Origin of the sequence: Clostridium lacusfryxellense, assembly GCF_018861735.1 — a bacterium.
GTDB lineage: Bacteria > Bacillota > Clostridia > Clostridiales > Clostridiaceae > Clostridium_AD > Clostridium_AD lacusfryxellense.
This window is the reverse complement of the sequence record NZ_JAHLEB010000049.1, coordinates 1-17,436: the sequence shown is the minus strand read 5'-3', so window position 1 is coordinate 17,436 and position 17,436 is coordinate 1. Positions and strand designations below refer to the sequence as shown.

13 protein-coding genes and 1 pseudogene are annotated in these 17,436 nt (G+C 32.7%); 12 read left to right on the top strand and 2 right to left on the bottom strand.

Annotation, left to right across the window (positions count from 1 at the left end):
• Positions 1 to 65 precede the first annotated feature (65 nt).
• The 5 genes from KPL55_RS20280 to KPL55_RS20260 all read left to right on the top strand — a co-directional run bounded on the left by KPL55_RS20280 (position 66) and on the right by KPL55_RS20260 (position 4,977).
• On the top strand, positions 66 to 2,090 hold the full coding sequence (locus tag KPL55_RS20280; RefSeq protein WP_216308575.1) for a heparinase II/III family protein: 2,025 nt from the start codon (positions 66 to 68) through the stop codon (positions 2,088 to 2,090).
• 30 nt (positions 2,091 to 2,120) lie between these two features.
• Entirely contained in the window at positions 2,121 to 3,173 is a 1,053-nt protein-coding gene (locus KPL55_RS20275) for a glycoside hydrolase family 88 protein (protein ID WP_216308574.1), read from the top strand.
• 100 nt (positions 3,174 to 3,273) lie between these two features.
• Positions 3,274 to 3,981, top strand: a complete 708-nt coding sequence (locus KPL55_RS20270) for an RraA family protein (protein WP_216308573.1) — start codon at positions 3,274 to 3,276, stop codon at positions 3,979 to 3,981.
• 85 nt (positions 3,982 to 4,066) lie between these two features.
• On the top strand, positions 4,067 to 4,474 hold the full coding sequence (locus KPL55_RS20265; RefSeq protein WP_216308572.1) for an ureidoglycolate lyase: 408 nt from the start codon (positions 4,067 to 4,069) through the stop codon (positions 4,472 to 4,474).
• Positions 4,475 to 4,527: 53 nt separating this feature from the next.
• Complete coding sequence (locus tag KPL55_RS20260) at positions 4,528 to 4,977, top strand: NanQ anomerase/TabA/YiaL family protein (protein WP_216308571.1); 450 nt, start codon at positions 4,528 to 4,530, stop codon at positions 4,975 to 4,977.
• A 114-nt stretch (positions 4,978 to 5,091) separates the two neighbouring features.
• On the opposite strand, the gene KPL55_RS20255 is transcribed toward KPL55_RS20260, so the two are convergent.
• Positions 5,092 to 5,865 carry a helix-turn-helix domain-containing protein gene (locus KPL55_RS20255; protein ID WP_216308570.1) on the bottom strand — a complete coding sequence of 258 codons (774 nt, stop codon included), beginning with the start codon at positions 5,863 to 5,865 and terminating at the stop codon, positions 5,092 to 5,094.
• A 99-nt stretch (positions 5,866 to 5,964) separates the two neighbouring features.
• Here KPL55_RS20255 and KPL55_RS20250 point away from each other — a divergent pair, with 99 nt between their 5' ends.
• From KPL55_RS20250 to KPL55_RS20225, 6 genes are all read left to right on the top strand, one after another.
• Positions 5,965 to 8,070 (top strand): glycoside hydrolase family 3 N-terminal domain-containing protein, encoded by a 2,106-nt coding sequence (locus KPL55_RS20250; RefSeq protein ID WP_216308569.1) that lies wholly within the window; start codon positions 5,965 to 5,967, stop codon positions 8,068 to 8,070.
• 131 nt (positions 8,071 to 8,201) lie between these two features.
• A complete protein-coding gene (locus tag KPL55_RS20245; protein ID WP_216308568.1) occupies positions 8,202 to 9,254 on the top strand; it encodes a glycoside hydrolase family 88 protein in 1,053 nt (350 codons plus the stop codon).
• A gap of 113 nt (positions 9,255 to 9,367) precedes the next feature.
• Positions 9,368 to 10,075, top strand: coding sequence for an RraA family protein (locus tag KPL55_RS20240; protein WP_216308567.1), 708 nt, complete (start codon positions 9,368 to 9,370; stop codon positions 10,073 to 10,075).
• 138 nt (positions 10,076 to 10,213) lie between these two features.
• Positions 10,214 to 11,062 (top strand): carbohydrate-binding protein, encoded by an 849-nt coding sequence (locus tag KPL55_RS20235; RefSeq protein WP_216308566.1) that lies wholly within the window; start codon positions 10,214 to 10,216, stop codon positions 11,060 to 11,062.
• Positions 11,063 to 11,103: 41 nt separating this feature from the next.
• A complete protein-coding gene (locus tag KPL55_RS26620; RefSeq protein WP_216308565.1) occupies positions 11,104 to 13,158 on the top strand; it encodes a heparinase II/III domain-containing protein in 2,055 nt (684 codons plus the stop codon).
• Between the two features lie 40 nt (positions 13,159 to 13,198).
• Positions 13,199 to 14,182, top strand: coding sequence for an NAD(P)-dependent oxidoreductase (locus tag KPL55_RS20225; RefSeq protein WP_216308564.1), 984 nt, complete (start codon positions 13,199 to 13,201; stop codon positions 14,180 to 14,182).
• Positions 14,183 to 14,445: 263 nt separating this feature from the next.
• On the opposite strand, the gene KPL55_RS20220 is transcribed toward KPL55_RS20225, so the two are convergent.
• Positions 14,446 to 16,788, bottom strand: coding sequence for an AraC family transcriptional regulator (locus KPL55_RS20220; RefSeq protein WP_216308563.1), 2,343 nt, complete (start codon positions 16,786 to 16,788; stop codon positions 14,446 to 14,448).
• Between the two features lie 330 nt (positions 16,789 to 17,118).
• On the opposite strand from KPL55_RS20220, the pseudogene KPL55_RS20215 reads away from it, so the two are divergent.
• Positions 17,119 to 17,436: pseudogene (locus KPL55_RS20215) on the top strand (sugar ABC transporter permease); the annotation flags it as partial.

Here is a 17,436-nt window from a genome sequence, read left to right as displayed (position 1 = left end):
GAAATTTAGTAATTTAGACGAATTACAATGAACGTTGTTAATACTTAGAAGGGGGAGGGTGCTTAATGAAAAAGTTAGCAAAAGGACTGTTTTTTAAAGAAGAAGAAATTGAAAATATACGTGATAGAGTCATAAATCCTAAGTTTACTCGCGTATATAAGGCGATGAAATTAACAGCAGATAAAATTCTTGAACACAAAAGTTTAGTTTTTGAAGATGATACCTTTGGGTATTGGTATTTTGCAAGAAACCGTGCTATGGATTTAGCAATGATAGCTTTACTTACTGGAGAAGAAAAGTATATTAATGGGGTTAAAGACTATATTGACTTCTTAGATAAACAAGATAGAAATTTTTGGCAAGGTCCAGAATACCCCAATAGGCCAAGAACCCTTAACTATCATGGACAAACATTATTTGCAGGAGAACTTGAAACTGCACAACTAACCATGGGTCTTGTAGCAGTTTATGATTGGACATATGGATTATTAGACGAGACTTATAGGCAACGAATTAAGAACTTACTTAAGCATATGGCACTTCCACTGCTTAAAAACTCAACAATGTTTCAATCGGAGAAATGGGTAATGAACCATTTGTGCGTTATAAGTACGGCAATGTTAATGAGTTTATTAGTCCTAGAAGATGATATGGATGTTGAGGAAGATCTTCAATTAGCCAAACATGGACTTAATCTTTGGATGCTTAAAATAGAATCAGATGGAAGTTATGGCGAAGCTTACCATTACTGGGCTTACCCCGTAAATTGCCTATTCTTAGCTATATGGTCATTAAAGCAAGTACGTAATGAAGCACTTGAACATGCACCTTGGCTTTCAAGAACTTTTGAGTGGGCACTATATCATCAAGTGGGTCAGTATAAGGAACCTGATTATGACAAAAAAGTTGCAATAGCAGTCAATACCTATGATTGTCCAATGCAGTTTCAAATGGAAGCACCAGAAACATTGCTGTTTGCAAATTATTATAAAAATCCATTAGCACAATGGTATATGGATCACTATTTACTTACTGATTTAGCGAAACCTAAAGATTCCCTTCATTATGTTTGGCATGAATGTAACAGTTTATTATTTGCATTATATGACGAGAGTAACTTGAAAATGAGTCCTGAATCTTTTGGACTTCCTAAGTGTCGAGTTTTCCATGATACAGGATCTGTATTTTTCCGTGACAATTGGAGTGGATTAAGTGGTGGAGACCAAGACATCGTTTTACAACTTCAAAGTGGTGGAGGCGGTAGGTCAAGGTCCCATGAACATTTTGATAAAAATAGCTTTAGTATTTTTGCAAAAGGTGAATATTTTATAGTAGATCCAGGTCATTCTTGCTATAGAGGTGAAATTCATGATAATTATGATCGTGAAACCACTAGTCATAATACTATAACTATTGACAATAAAAACCAGAACTTAACCTTTGCAGAAAAAGGTATGCTTCATGATGAAGTGGTTCAACATATATCCTATAACAATCAAGCTCAAATTGTTGGTAAAAACATGAATGAGGATATTAGCTATATATCAAGTGATGCACACCGCTCGTACGCACCATATTTAAAGGAATTTACTCGTCAAATCTGGTTTGTTGATAATCGATATTTTGTAGTTAGAGATCGGGTTCGTAAGGCTGATGATGAGGGGACAATAATAAGCGGATTCAATTTTAATAATCGAGATGGAATGCTTGATTTAGAAATTAACAAAAATGAAGTTATTGCTAGAAGACCTAAGGCAGACCTTTACATGAATTTCTTTGTAAATGAGTCTATTAATTTTGAAGAAGAAGATGGGAGATTGCATACAGCATACCATATTTATCCTAATCAAAAAGTCGAAGGTAAGCTGGGTACAGTTAAGAGGCTTAATCTTATACCTAAGGATAAAGACATCTTATTTATGGAATATATTTATGTTATCTATCCTTTAGATAAAGGAGAAGAAAAACCTAAAATTCACTTTGAAGATTCAAAGTTAGTTATTTGTGAAGGCAATGCTATAGAAACCTTTACATTTGGAGACGATAAAGTTCTGTATTGTAATAACAAAAATGTTAACTATATATTCTAAACTAAAAAAAATTAAATGGAGGTTATTGGTATGAATACTTTAAAAATTTCTCAAAAGATTTATGAACATTATGAATCTAAAGAAACAATTATGAATTATTATGGACTACTAGCAATATATGGACTAGTACAAACGGCAGAGGTATCAGAGGATAGTGAATTAACTGAAAAGTTTAAAAAAATTCTATCTAATTTTCCAGATAAAATGGAGCATCCACGATATAATTTTCCTAACTATAAAATCGGTGGAATAGCAAAAGCATATGCATTTATGAAAGGTTTTATCCCTGAGGCTAAGGAGCAGGTTAGGGAATATGCAGATGAAATGATGAAAGCAACAAGGGACAGTAAGGGTATAATGTGCAATCCATATAAACCAAAAGAAGAACTCATATGGGTTGATATAGCTATGGCCGTAACACCATATTTACTATTTGCAGGTACAGCCTTAAAGGAGCAATCCTATATTGATGAAGCTGCAAAACAAACATTTTTAATCTATGAAGAATTTTTGGATACTGATAATGGTTTGCTCCACCAATGTAAAAACTTTGTAGGCCCTGGTAAATACTCAGAAGATCATTGGTCACGTGGAAATGGATGGGGATTTTTGGGACTAGCTGAATTGGTTCAGTATCTTCCAAAGGATTCTATTCATAGAGAAAAAGCAGAAAGATATTTCAAAGATTTATCTAAGGCTATGTTACCATATCAATCTAGTAGAGGACTTTGGCGCCAGGAAATACCCTTTGAATACTCCTACGAGGAGGCCTCTGGTTCTGGACTTATTCTATATGGTTACGGAGTAGGTATCCGAATGGGCATTTTAGACAAGGAAACTTACATGCCATCTTTCATAAAAGGAATTAATGGACTTAATGATTTAACTATTAATGAAGACTTTAGTACAGAACTAGGTTGCCCTGAGTGCCTTTGCCCAGGTGAAGATGAGGAAAAAGGTACTATAAAAGCGTATGTTACGTTAAAACTTCCATATACAGATGAACACCACAGTTTTGGATTGATCATGTTGCCACTGGTTGAGGCTTATAAAAATGGTATAGTAGATTTAAAAAGAAACTAAGAATATAGGTTATATTGTCTAAAGGGACAGGGTTTATGGTAGTCGCTATAAGACATTAAAATAATGAGTTTATTAAAATAAATAATCGGAGGTAATAAAAATGGATTTAGATAAATTAAAGGAACAAAGGGACAAGCTAACTATATGTGAGCTACCAATATCAGAAAAAGAATTATGTGATAGATACGAGAAGGTGTTTACTGCAGCAGTAAACGACGTCCTAAGAGAATTTTGTTATTTACAACAAGCATTACCACCAAGTATTATGGCATTAAGGGAAGATATGAGAGTAGCAGGCATTGCTTTCACAATAAAAGGTTCTAAAAACCTTACGTTAGAAAATGAAATGCAACAAAGAGCGAAAATGCTAGAAGCAATCCGTGAAGATTCAGTTTGCGTCTGGGATACTAGTGGAGATGAGGAAACTACTCAATGGGGTGGAATCATGACCATGGCATCAAAGAGAAGAGGGTGTAGAGGAGCTGTAGTTGATGGTGGAGCTCGTGATGTTAAAGAAATTTTAGATCAAGATTTTCCTGTGTTTTGCAAATTTAAATCATCTAATGGTATGCTTGGAAGATTTAGAATGATAGGTTATCAGATGCCAATAATGATAGGGAATGTATTTATATATCCTGGAGATATTATATTTGGGGATATGGATGGAGTTATAGTTGTACCAAGAAAAATCGCTTATGATGTTTTAATAAAGGCAGAATATATAAAAGAAAATGAAAAGGAAATTAGGGATATGATTCTTGAAGGGCTCACACCAACTCAAGTAGTTGAAAAAGGTGGATACTTCTAATATAAAATTGGTGTAGGTATAATCAAATGATTATACCTATGTTTTTTTAAAATGGATTCTAGTGGAATAATAGGGAGTGATTATTATGCAAAAAGTTAATAATATTAATCCTGATAATTTTAAAAGATATGGTAAATTAATTGGATTTGATAAGGAGAATCCGAATAATTTTCAAGTTGTATTAAGCGAACTCAATCTTGTTGGTTTTAGAATTGCGGTGAGCAAAGTAATTGAAAAGAATATAAAAAGACTCGCCTGTCACCCAAACTCTATGGAGTGTTTTCAACCCATTTCTGGCGTGACGCTGCTATGTGTTGCAGCTTATGAAGAACCAGAAATATGGGAAATATTTTTGATTGATCGGGCAGTATGTATTAATAAAAAAGTTTGGCATGCAACACTTTGCCTTACTGAATGTTCATTTGTAACTATTTATGAAAATGCAGTTATGGAATCAGAATTTTATGATGTAGCTACAGAGATAAACATTTAAGAATAATTTATGCCACTGATATTAAAGGTTAAAAGAAAATGGAGGAATAATAAATGATAATTGATAAATTAAGTAATGCTAAACAATATTATGGTCTATCAAAAAGGATAGAAAAAGCTCTGAAATATCTTGAGAATACAGATTTATCAAAACTCGAAGTAGGTAAATATGAAATCGATGGAAAAAATATTTATGTAAGCGTGGCAGAGTATGAAACAAAAAATAATGAACAAGGTAAATGGGAAGCACACAGAAAATATTTAGATATTCAATTCATAATTTTGGGGAAAGAGAAGCTAGGATACGCGCCTATTAATGAAATGAAAATGAAGAGTGAATATAACCAAGAAAAAGATATTCTGTTCTTAGAGGGTGAGGGGAATTATTTAATAGCTAATGAAGGCACATTTCTTTTATTTGCTCCAGAGGATGCTCATATGCCTGGAATTAAAGTCTCTCAACAACAATTTGTTAAAAAGGCAGTTGTGAAAATTTTATTATAAGAAGAGTTATTAAATGCTTTATATGGGTTTGCATATTCCAGATAGGAAACGTGTGGAGGGAAAAGAGGACAAGATTAGCATTAAAATATAATGCTCACCTTTCCTCTTTTGTTTTTATCTTTTGTCAGTATAACGTAACCTATACTCCTGAGCAGTAACTCCGTTATTATGTTTGAAAACCCTGCAAAAATTTCCAACATCATGAAACCCTGATTTTAAGGTTATTTCCTTAACGGATAGCCTTGTAGAAGCTAAAAGTATTTTTGCTTCCTGAAGCCGCCTTGCCTGAATAAAGTGATAAGGGGTATTTCCTGTGAATTTTTTAAAAAGTGAATGAAAGTGAGGTACACTTATATCTGCAACCTGGGATAAATTATCAATATTAATATTTTGAGCAAAATGCTTTTCAATAAAATTTATAACTCTTTGAATTTCTATACTTCTTTTTTCGTGAAGAGGCATCTTATTATCAGGTGCTTTACTCTGCCAGTATAATTGACCATAGACATAGCATGCAAGTTTTGTCATATCAGGGCAATCCTTATGATATTCATTTAAGATATCACTAATAAATTGTTGCAATAGTGATTTATCTGTCCAATGACTAACGCGTGGCATATTACGAATATTCTCATACTTAAAGGCTACAACTATGCATTCATAGGGATGTTCCAAATCATTCATATATATTGTTTTATCTCCAGGAGTATGCCATAAAATAGTTCCAGAAACTACTTCGAGTAAACTATCTTCATACTCGAAAAATCCTTTACCGGAAAAAAAAATTTCTACCTCTTGTTGTCCCTCGGGAATTATTCTTGGCGTATGGTTTTTGATTTTTGGTGCTTTGTAATACCAGATATAAAGTAACTCAGGAATATTAATCATATAATCACCTAACTAATCATATTTTTCAACAATTTACTTTTCTAATTATAAATATTATTATATATATATTAGTACTTTTAAACAAGAGGAGGAAATATTTTGAATTATATTAACGAGGCAAAAAAAATACTAGCAAAAATGACTCTGACTGAAAAAATAGGCCAAATGAACCTAGTTGATTCATCAATTGAAAAAGAAGAGGAATTACTTAAACTGGCATCAGAAGGAAAAATTGGAGCCTATTTAACATATGAACGTGATACAAGTTCCACACAGGCGCATAAAAAGCTTATAGAAGCCAGTCTAAACAGTGGTGTAGGTGTACCTATTCTTTTTGGCCGGGATGTTATTCACGGACATTGGACTATGTTTCCTATAGGACTAGGAATGGCAGCAAGCTTTAATGCCGAAATGGTTGAAAAGGCTTACAAAATAGTTGCTAAGGAAGCAAGCGATAACGGTATATATTGGACATTCACTCCTATGATGGATATTGCAAGAGATCCAAGGTGGGGACGTATTGCTGAAGGCTTTGGTGAGGATACTTATCTTTCATCAAGGCTGGCTGAAGCATCTGTTTGGGGACTACAGGGGAGAAATCGTGAAGATCTTGGAAACTCTGACCGCATTTTGTCATGTCCAAAACACTTTATTGGTTATGGAGCTTGTGAAGGTGGACGCGATGCAAATACAGTGGAAATATCTCGTAATACTTTACTTAACATTTACTTCCCTCCTTTTGTTGCTGCAATAAAAGCTGGAGCAGGAAGCATTATGTCAGGATATCATGATTTAAATGGAGAACCTGTATCTGCCAGCAAATATTTATTAGAAACACTAATTAAAAAAGTATGTGGTCTTGATGGTTTCATTGTAAGTGATGCCGGGACTACAAACCACTTGACCAATTATAGGTTTGCAGCAGATAGAAAAGATGCTTCTGGCATTGCTGCAAATTCAGGAATAGATATGGATATGATGTCCAGTTGTTTTGTTGAAAACTTGGAAGCTTTGGTTAAAGAAGGAAAGGTAAGTGAGGAAAGAATTGATGATGCTGTACTTCGTATATTAGCCATTAAATTACGTCTTAACCTTTGGAACAGACCTATTTCATCATTAACTAGTGCATCTTATAAAATATCACCAGAGGTTTACGAAACAGCTGTAGATGCTGCAAGACAAGCTGCTGTACTTTTGGTAAATAAGGATTCTGTACTTCCACTTTCAAAGGACATAAGAAAGCTTTATGTTACAGGACCTTTTACTGATGCTGTTAAAGAACTTTTTGGAACATGGGTAATAGATGGTATAGTAGACGGTGTAGATTCTATATCGGATGCTTTGAAAAAGAAGTTACCTGATACGGATATAAAATTTAATACAAGTAGGTTTACAGATGAAGTATTAAATAATTCAGAGCACTCAGATTATGTGCTTTTCCTTGGTGGGGAGAGCCCATTAAGATCTGGAGAGAGAAATAGTATTGCTCACTTAAACCTACCTGATGGACAGGAAGAACAAATAATTTCATTTAGCAACCTTGGTAAGAAAGTAATTCTTGTAATTGTAGCAGGTAGACCTTTAAATCTTACAAGAGTTTTACCATATGTATCCTCAATCCTTTATGTATTCCACCCAGGAACTGGAGGAGGAGAAGCTATAGCTAGAATTCTTACAGGAGAGGTTGAGCCTGGAGGCCGACTTCCAGTGACTTTTCCTCGCTCAGAAGGTCAAATACCACTTTACTATAATAGTATACAACAAAGAAAAGCTAGAGCTTGTCAATTAAAATATATTGATATTACAGAAAAACCTTTATTTAATTTTGGATATGGACTGACATACACTAGTTTTAAACTTTCCAATATAAGAATACAAAGTAATTCTATTAAAATTGGTGAATCAGCTAAAGCTTCAATTCTTGTAACAAATACAGGTGAAAAATCTGGTGAAGCTGTGTTGCAATGTTATATTCAGGATTGTGTAGCATCTCTTTTAAGGCCTGCTATTGAATTAAAAGGATTCAAAAGAGTGCAAATACCTTATGGAGAATCAGTTACAGTAGAATTTGTATTAGGCAATGCTGAATTAGGTTTCTACAATCAAGAAATAGACTGGATTATTGAACCAGGGAAGTTCAAGGTCTTTATTGGTCTTGATTGTGAAAATACTATTGAAACAGAATTTAACTTAGTTATTAATTAGTAGAGTATAAGCATATTGTACAAAAAAAAGTCGTTTTATATATGGGTTTAAGTAATCTTTTTCAGTAAAATAAAATGAGATAAAGGTTACTTATAAAAAGTAATTGAAATAGAGTTAGGAGGTTATTAAGTATGAATCCTTTAAAGATTTCTCAAAAACTTTATGAACATTATGAATCTAAGGAAATAGTTAAACATTATTATGGACTACTAGCAATATACGGACTCGTAAAAACAGCAGAAACATCAGAAGAAGGTGAACTAATTGATAAAGTTAAGAATATTTTATCTGATTTTCCAGGGGCAATAGACCACCCACAATATAATTTTCCTAGTTATAAAATTGGTGGAATAGCAAAAGCATATGCATTCATGCTAGGTTTTATGCCAGAGGTAAAGGAAGAGATTAGAGAATATGCAGATGAAATCATGAAAGCACCAAGGGATAGCAAAGGTATAATGTGCCTTCCAAGTAATCCAAAAGCAGGACTTATCTGGATTGATGTAGCAGCGGCCATAACTCCATACTTACTATTTGCAGGTATTGCATTAAAGGAGCAAACATATATTGATGAAGCAGCAAAACAAGCATTTCTAATGTATGAAGAATTTTTAGATCAATCTAATGGTTTATTACATCAATGTAAAAACTTTATGGGTCCTGGCATATACTCACAGGATCATTGGTCGCGTGGAAATGGGTGGGGTTATATAGGTCTTATTGAACTTGTACAGTATCTTCCAAAGGATTCTGTTCATAGGGGAAAAGCAGAAAGATATTTTAAAGCTTTATCTACAGCTTTTTTACCATATCAATCAAAAAGGGGACTTTGGCGACAAGAGATACCTTTTGAATATTCTTATGAAGAAACTTCGGGTAGTGCAATTATTATTTATGGTTATGGCGTAGGTGTTCGAACTGGTATTTTAGATAAGGAAACTTACATGCCGTATTTTATAAAAGGTCTTAATGGTCTTAATAATATAAGCATTAACGAGGATTTCAGTACGGAACTTAGTTGCCCAGGTTGTCTATGCCCAGGTGAAGGTGAAGAACGAGGTTCTGTAAAATCATATGTAACATTACCACTTCCTTGTAGAGATGAACATCATAGTTTTGGACCGCTAATGCTAGCAATGGTTGAGGCTTATAAAAATGGCATTGTAGATTTGGAGAAAAAATAATCAGATTACACAAATAATCGTCAATTCGTTAATGGTTTTAATATACGTGCTGAGGTAGAATTATAACTATATTAGAGATACAAGTAAAAATAAATAAACGGAGGTAAATAAAAATGGATTTGGATAAATTAAAAGAGCAAAGGGATAAACTAACTATATGTGAGCTACCTATATCAGAAAAGGAATTGTGTGATAGATATGAGAAGGTATTTACTGCTGCAGTAAACGATGTCCTAAGAGAATTTTGTTATTTACATCAAGCATTACCATCTAGTATTATGCCTTTAAGGGATGATATGAAAGTAGCAGGTATTGCTTTTACAATAAAAGGTTCTAAAAACCTCACTTTAGAAAGTGAAATGCAACAAAGAGCAAAAATGCTAGAAGCTATACGAGAAGATTCAATCTGTGTTTGGGATACTAGTGGCGATGATGAATCTACCCAGTGGGGTGGAATTATGACTTTGGCATCAAAGAGAAAAGGCTGCAGAGGAGCTGTAGTTGATGGTGGAGCTCGAGATATTAAGGAGATTTTAGATCAGGATTTCCCAGTATTTTGTAAATACAAATCATCTAATGGTATGCTTGGAAGATTCAGAATGATAGGTTATCAAATGCCAATAATGATAGGTAATGTGTTTATATATCCTGGAGATCTTCTTTTTGGTGATATGGATGGAGTTATAGTTGTTCCAAGAAAAATCGCTTATGATGTTTTATTAAAGGCAGAATATATAAAAGAGAATGAAAAGGAAATTAGGGATATGATTCTTGAAGGACTCACTCCAACTCAAGTAGTTGAAAAAGGTGGATATTTCTAAGATAAACAATAATTATAAAGAATTAAAAGGGATGATTTGAGAGTTTAACCCCTTCTCTCACATGAAAAATGGGCTTGCATTTACTACCTTAAGGGAATAGTAGATGTAGGCCTAATATTATAAAATGGAGGCAAAAAAATGGAATCTCAATTTAATAAAGCTGATAAAGATTTATCAGCTTTGAATACTAAGGAAATATCAATAGAAGTTAAAGATGAAATTAATACCACGATAAGTAAAATTTCAGGTATTGAGGAAATTTCACTTGTGCATTTAGAAGAATATAAATTAGGTGATAAAATTTGTTTTACTAATTTATCTGAAAATAAATATTTTGTAATTAATATAGATGATGAAATGTCTAAATCCTTAATATATTTGCCTACAAGATCTTTAGAATACAAGATACTTTTTGATGATGATGCTGTACCATATTCTTCAGAAACTTTTAAGGGAAGCAAGCATACAATTAAAATGCGTATTGCTAGTGAAGAGGAAATTTACGGTTATAGAAACCTTGCAAATAATGTTATGGATCAACGTGGAGAAACCACATATTACCCTCATGCAACAGCAAATATTGAAACCCATAATAGGGGAGTTTTTGCTGCTAGAAATACAATTGATGGACAAACAGCTACTAATGGTCATGGCTACTTCCCATATGAATCTTGGGGGATTGGGAAGAAAGAAGATGCAGAGATTATGGTTGATTTTGGGAGAGAGGTAGAAGTGGACAAAATCGCTTTATACTTAAGGGCAGATTATCCACATGATACTTATTGGAAAGCTTTAACAATAGTATTTTCAGACGGAACGAGAAAGGACGCACAAACGATAAAGACAGGGGACGCCCAATATATTGAGTTTGATAAGAAAAGAATTACCTGGATTAAATTAATGGATTTTAAGATAGCGGACGAACCAGGGATTTTTGCGGCATTAATAGAACTTGAAGTTTATGGCACTGATATTAAGAATATATAACCTATTAAAACAGATAATAATATTTTAGGTGGAGGTTTAATGTGAGTTTTATAATTAAAGATGAAGATATTAAAAGGGTTAAAAAATCTATATCACAAGGGAATAATAAGGTATCTGATTTATGGGAGTCAATGCAAAGTCGTACTATGAGTAACACTAAATATCCTGGAATAGTGCAACCAGAAGATACAAATGAATGGTGGCATATAGTATGGGAGCGACTTAGTGATGCAGCATTTGTTCAGCTTATAAATCCATCAGAATCTTTAGGGAAATGGATTAGGAATGCTGTACTTGAGATATGCGATAAGCCAGTTGCAGAGTGGAGAGGTCCATGGTTTCGAGGCGAGTCCAATCCTCCAGTAGGAATGCTTGAAACTACTCATGTGGGAGTAGGAGTGATAATGGCAATTGATTTATGTCCTCATTTATTCACAGCAGAGGAATTAATTAATTTTAAAGAGATATTAAAGGTAAAATGTCAAGAGCCATGTCGTAGATTTGTTGACAGCGTAGTTGCCAATAAAGATGAAATAAATAACTGGTTTATGGTTTTATTAAATGGGTTTGGAACAGCATCAGTTTATCTTAATGATAATGAAGCAATAGATAAAGCAATTGAGTATAGTCATATTGCAGCTTCACTATATAATGAAGACAGCTATGGTGAATCCATTCAGTATTCAAACTATGCTACCTTAAATCTAAGTTTTTTAAATGAAATGCTAATTAGATATAATCCGAAACTTGAGGATAGATTAAATTTAAGCTGTTACACAAAGTGTATACCATGGCAGGCCACAAGTTTTATGTATATGAAACCTCTAGCCGGGTGGGGAGAAAAAAGTTATCCAAGAACAATCAACTTTGGAGACAGTGCATCTATATACAGGCCATCAGGAGATGTACTTTTACAGATAGCAGCTCGGATGAAGAATAGGTACCCTAAGGAAGCGGGACTTGCAAGATGGCTATTTGATGTAACTTATAAAGATGCTATACTTGGACCAAATGACCGTAGTACATTTGGATTCTTTAATGATTTCCAATTTTTAAGTATATTATTATATGATAAGGCTTGTGAAGGCCTATCTCCTGAAAATGCAAAACTTCCATTAACAAGTTCATTTGAGACAGGAAGTATTATTTCAAGAGATAGATGGGAAGAACCTAAGACGGTTCTCGGAGTACAAGGCGGATATGTAACTAATAATATAGCTGGTCATAGGCACAATGATCAAAACAGCTTTATGTTATCACATTTAAAAGAACGCTTTTTTGTAGATCCTGGTCACTGTTGCTATAGACTTAAGAGTCAAGCATTTGCTGCTTCAACGGTTTGCCACAATACTTGGAGCTTTGAGATGACTAAAAATGATGAAAATATAACCTTAAATCAAAAGTCTGTAATAAGTAATATTTTCAGACTTGTAAAGCCGATGAATAAAAAACTGTTGGTTAAAGAGCTTGATGGAATTTCAGTTATTATATCAGATGCAGCAGAGGTTTATGGTGAACCAATTAAAAAAGCGGAAAGAACCTGGATCACGGCATTTCCAAATATATTGTTTATAATTGATAGAATTGAGGCTAGTGAACCAGTAAAAGTTAAAACACATTTCGTTTTAAATAATAGAGACGGAAAATTAAAGACAAATAGAATTACTAATGATAAACATGAATTTTCAAGAAACAATGTAGCAATGAAATTATTTCTGGCTATGTCTAAAAGTGATGGAAAAAAGAATGAGTGTGATTTATCATTTGATTGGGGATATGTACATGATTGTTATCATCCACAACCGCACCAACTAGGACAAGGAGCGGAAGGAAGTGCTATCATTTATAATTATACAAGTAGAGAGTATAAGACTAATCACCTATTGGTTCATGCTATAGCTATAGATGATACTGAAAACATTAAAGATTTTAGCATGAAAATATCAGAAAATAACACTTTTGCTTTAGAATCATCAGAGAAACAATGCGGATATTCAATACAGATTAATAATGATGACAATATTATAGTTAAGGATACAATTAATGGTGTTGATTATAAGATAGAGAATAATGATTTTTCTAGGATTGCTGATTAAAATAACAATAAGTCTAAAATGCTTATAAGAGGAGGTTTATATGAAACCAGAATTTTTATTTATGTGTAAAATTACAGATGAAAAATCAAAACAGAGAATGCAAAAATATATTAATATTATTGAAATTGAGAAAACTGATATAAAATCAGTTATGGATAATGCGGTTGGTAAAGAAGGCATTATAGTTCCATATACACCACATAAGCTTATAACCAAACAAGTTATGGATAGTTCAAAAGAATTAAAAATTGTTGGAACAACTTATGGTGGAACAAGGCAGAATATTGATGATGAATATGCAATAAAAAAAGGATTAACTGTCATACATACTGGAGCATCAAGGCCTAGGCCTATGGCAGAGTATGCGCTTGGGCTTATATTAAGCTCACTTATGTATATTCATAATTATAGCCATTACATGAAAAGTGGAGAAGATTGGCCTAGATTCAAATATGGAAGAAGTAGAAACTTAAGTGATCGCAAAGTTGGGGTTATTGGTTTAGGGCTTATAGGAAAAGAGATAGTAAATTTGTTGAAATGTTTTACAAACGATATTTTTGTACATTCAAATCATCTTTCAAAAGATGATGAACTAAATTTATGCGTTAAAAATATAAGCCTAAATCGAATTTTTGCTGAATGTGAAATAATAGTTCTCTCGGGAGGCTATAATTCAAGCACTTATCATATGATTGGCAAAGAGCAATTTGAAATTATGAATAAGGACGCTCTTTTTGTAAATATTGCTAGGGGTAAGATGGTTAATCAAAAAGAAATGATTGATGCGCTAAATGAAAAAGAAATCTATCTTGCTCTTGACGTATTTGAGGAAGAACCACTTGAAGCGGATAGTCCTTTGCGTAATAGTGATAGGGTTTTACTTACTCCACATAGAGCAAATAATTCTATAGAATTTGAGCAAAGGTGGGATTGCCTAGCAGATGAGATTGAACTTTTTTATACTGGAAAGATTCCTAAGTCTAAACTGAGTATAGAAAGAGCAAGGGCAATGAGTGATTCATAACAAAACAATAAAATTTGAGCGTTAAAATATACAAGCATTCAGAGTGATATTTTATGGAATCATGTACTACCCGTTGGTTATGAACCAAATGAAACAAGTTGGACAGAATTTCAATCTTTGAAATCTGATGAAGCAGGATATTTATTACTGATTAAGGAACATAATAGTTATATGAATCATATTTATAAATTGTTGAATAGATACTATAAAAAAATACAAGCTAAGCATTAACTAGTAATGCTTAGCTTGTATTTTTTTGCATATTACTTTTCCTTCGAATGTAACTCTTGATATTGTCCAGGTGTCATGCCTTCAAGTTTCTTAAATGTTCTCACAAAATATCCAGGTTGATAGCCAACCTTCTCAGCAATATCGCTAACTTTAAGATTGTTTTTCGAAAGAAGGTCCTTTGCATGTTTCATTCGTACTTGTGTAAGATAATCAATGAAATTAACACCAGTGAATTTCTTAAACATCTTGCTTAAAGTGTATGATGTTACGCCTTGTGAATTTGCACAGAAATCCAAAGAAATAGGCTGCCTATATTCACAATTTATTGTCTCTAACACATTTTCAATTAAATGTTCAATATGGTTTTCTTTAGTTTTGTCAATTTCCTGGGAATAGGGGGATATAAGCGTTTTATCAAACCAGTTTAGTATTTCATCTGAATTATTTAAATTAGATAGTTGCTCATATAGGTTGGAGCCTTTGTATATAGATTTCATATTTAACCCTGATTTTAAAAAGGTCTCTAATATCCTTCCTAGAAGTTGTAACATTCCTTGGCGAAACAAAAATTCTTCATCCATATTGGATTTTAGTTTTATCATAAAATCCTTAATAAATTCAAGAGTTTCATTTTTCATACCCATTCCAATGGATTGTAATATGCTATTTTCGATAGAGAATGGATAGTTGGATTGATAATTACCCTGTGGTATCAAATTATCCATAATTATTACTTGGTCTTGTTTATCAAGATTAGGGTAACGTAGCCCTTTCAATGTTTCATCTAATGATGTACTAATCTCTTTTAGGGTAGATACTGTTTTTCCAATTCCTACAAATACATTAACTTGTAGGAATTTAGTGAGTGAGGTCACTATAATGTTAGATAAATTTATGGATTTACTTTTTACAATAGAGACATCATCAGTTGAAGTAGAGGGCAAAATCACAGCAACTGTAAGGTTATGAAAATTTACAATTACTGACTGTCCCCACTTGTCACGGCACAAATCTTTCAAAATGTTAGCTACTGCAAAGGTTAGTAGGTGTTCATCACCAAACGCAAATTTACTTTTAGGTTGCTTATTAATTTCCACGCTAACTAGAAGAAGAGAAAAATATTTACCCTCTACATCCCAGAAGTACTGTGACATTTGGTCTTTCAATTCTTTTTCAGAGATAAAATAAAGGTGGCCTTGCACAAGTTGTAACATAAAACCTTCCCTTAAGGAATCGCTGCTTTTCTCTACTTTATCTACCAACGCTAGCCTTTCATCACTTAAATTTATCCAACTGTTTTCTAAAAAGTTAATTTCATTCATATTTGCATTAAAAGTATCCATTTCATTTTTTCCTGCAAACATTGATACAAGTCTTTTAATAGGTTTGTACAAGCGGTTAGAAGCAAACCAGGATAATAGAAGAGCCAATGTTAATACAAATAAACTTATATAAATAATAGTTCGAGATAACAGTGTAGCAGGTGCTGTAAGTTTAGACAGAGGAGTGGCAACAACAAATTTCCACCCAGTTCTATCAAAAGTTCCATATGTTACGGCATATTTCTTGTTTTTAAAGCTGAAGGCAAAAGAACCAGAGCCATCATCAATTTTTATAACTTCTGACCTAAGGGATTCATCCAAACTATTCGTGAGCTTATTAATATCATTTTCATTAGTTAGCCATTTACCAGTTGAATTTAAAATAAAAGCTGCACCTTGCTTATCAGGATTTAATTCTTCAACCATGGTTTTTATATGGTCTTGGTTTAACGTCACATAAAAAAAACCATATGGCTGTGAGGTACCACCTGGTATCTTTTGAACAAGTGACATAGCAATCTCATTATTATCTTTAATGGCTGAAAGGTTATTAGTCCAGAAAATAGTTGAGGTATTCTTAAGAAGATCATTATAATATTTTTGGTTTGAATTTCCATCAAGATAATATATTCCTTTGTTACTTAATAATGCTTGTTGATTATCTAAATATAATGTCACATTTTCTATTAGAGGTGAAAAACTTTTTAAAAGATCAAACAGATTGTACAGTGATTGTGTAACAGGGAAATTCAAACTTAAGTTTGTTTTTTTAAATTCATCATTAAAAGCATCATAAAAGGACCAGCGGTTGAAATTACTTTCTAACTGATTTAGCTGCTTATCCATGTTTTGAAAAACATGATCGAGCTGAAGTTTGTGGGTTTTGTTTACCTCCTTTTCAATTTGAGCAATTCCTATATAATAGGTGCTAGTAGATACTATAAATAGAGGAAATATAGAAACCACTATAAATAATATTAAATAATTACGAAAAAATTTGCTCGTAATTGTATGTTTTAATTTGTTGTTAAATTTAGCAATAGTATGTTTCACCAGAAGATCCTCCTCACAATAAATGGACTTAATTGTGTGTTTTATATTTTTAGTATACATCAGTTTACAAAGTGCTTCAATATATATCTGTTATTCGATTACAGATATATATTGAAAAATTAAAAGTCACTAATATTAAGATGATTTTGTGATATTAGATATGTAATTTTTATCTTGTTATAAGATGAAACTCTTTTGCACCAATTTAAAAAGTGGATGTAAACCGTTACTATGATTGGGTTCCTTGAGCAAAAGAGTGTTATATACAGAATGTTATTTTAAAAAGTATAATAAGGATGTTAGAAAGAATTTAATAAAAGGGGGATAAGTATGAAGACTAAACAACTCACTTCATCAAATAAGATTATTAATAGTAAACAGCCACGAAAGAGCAAAATGAAAATGAAAAAAGTATTATCTGCTATTAGAAGAGATAGATTTTTATACCTTTTAGCTTTACCAGGAATTCTATTCTTTATAGTTTTTAAATATTACCCTATGTATGGATTAGTAATTGCTTTTCAAGATTATTCACCGTTTTTGGGAATACTAAAAAGTCCATGGGTAGGCTTTGAGCATTTTATAAGGCTATTTACTCATGCAGAGTTTGGTTTGTTGCTAAGAAATACCTTGGCTATTAGTTTTTTA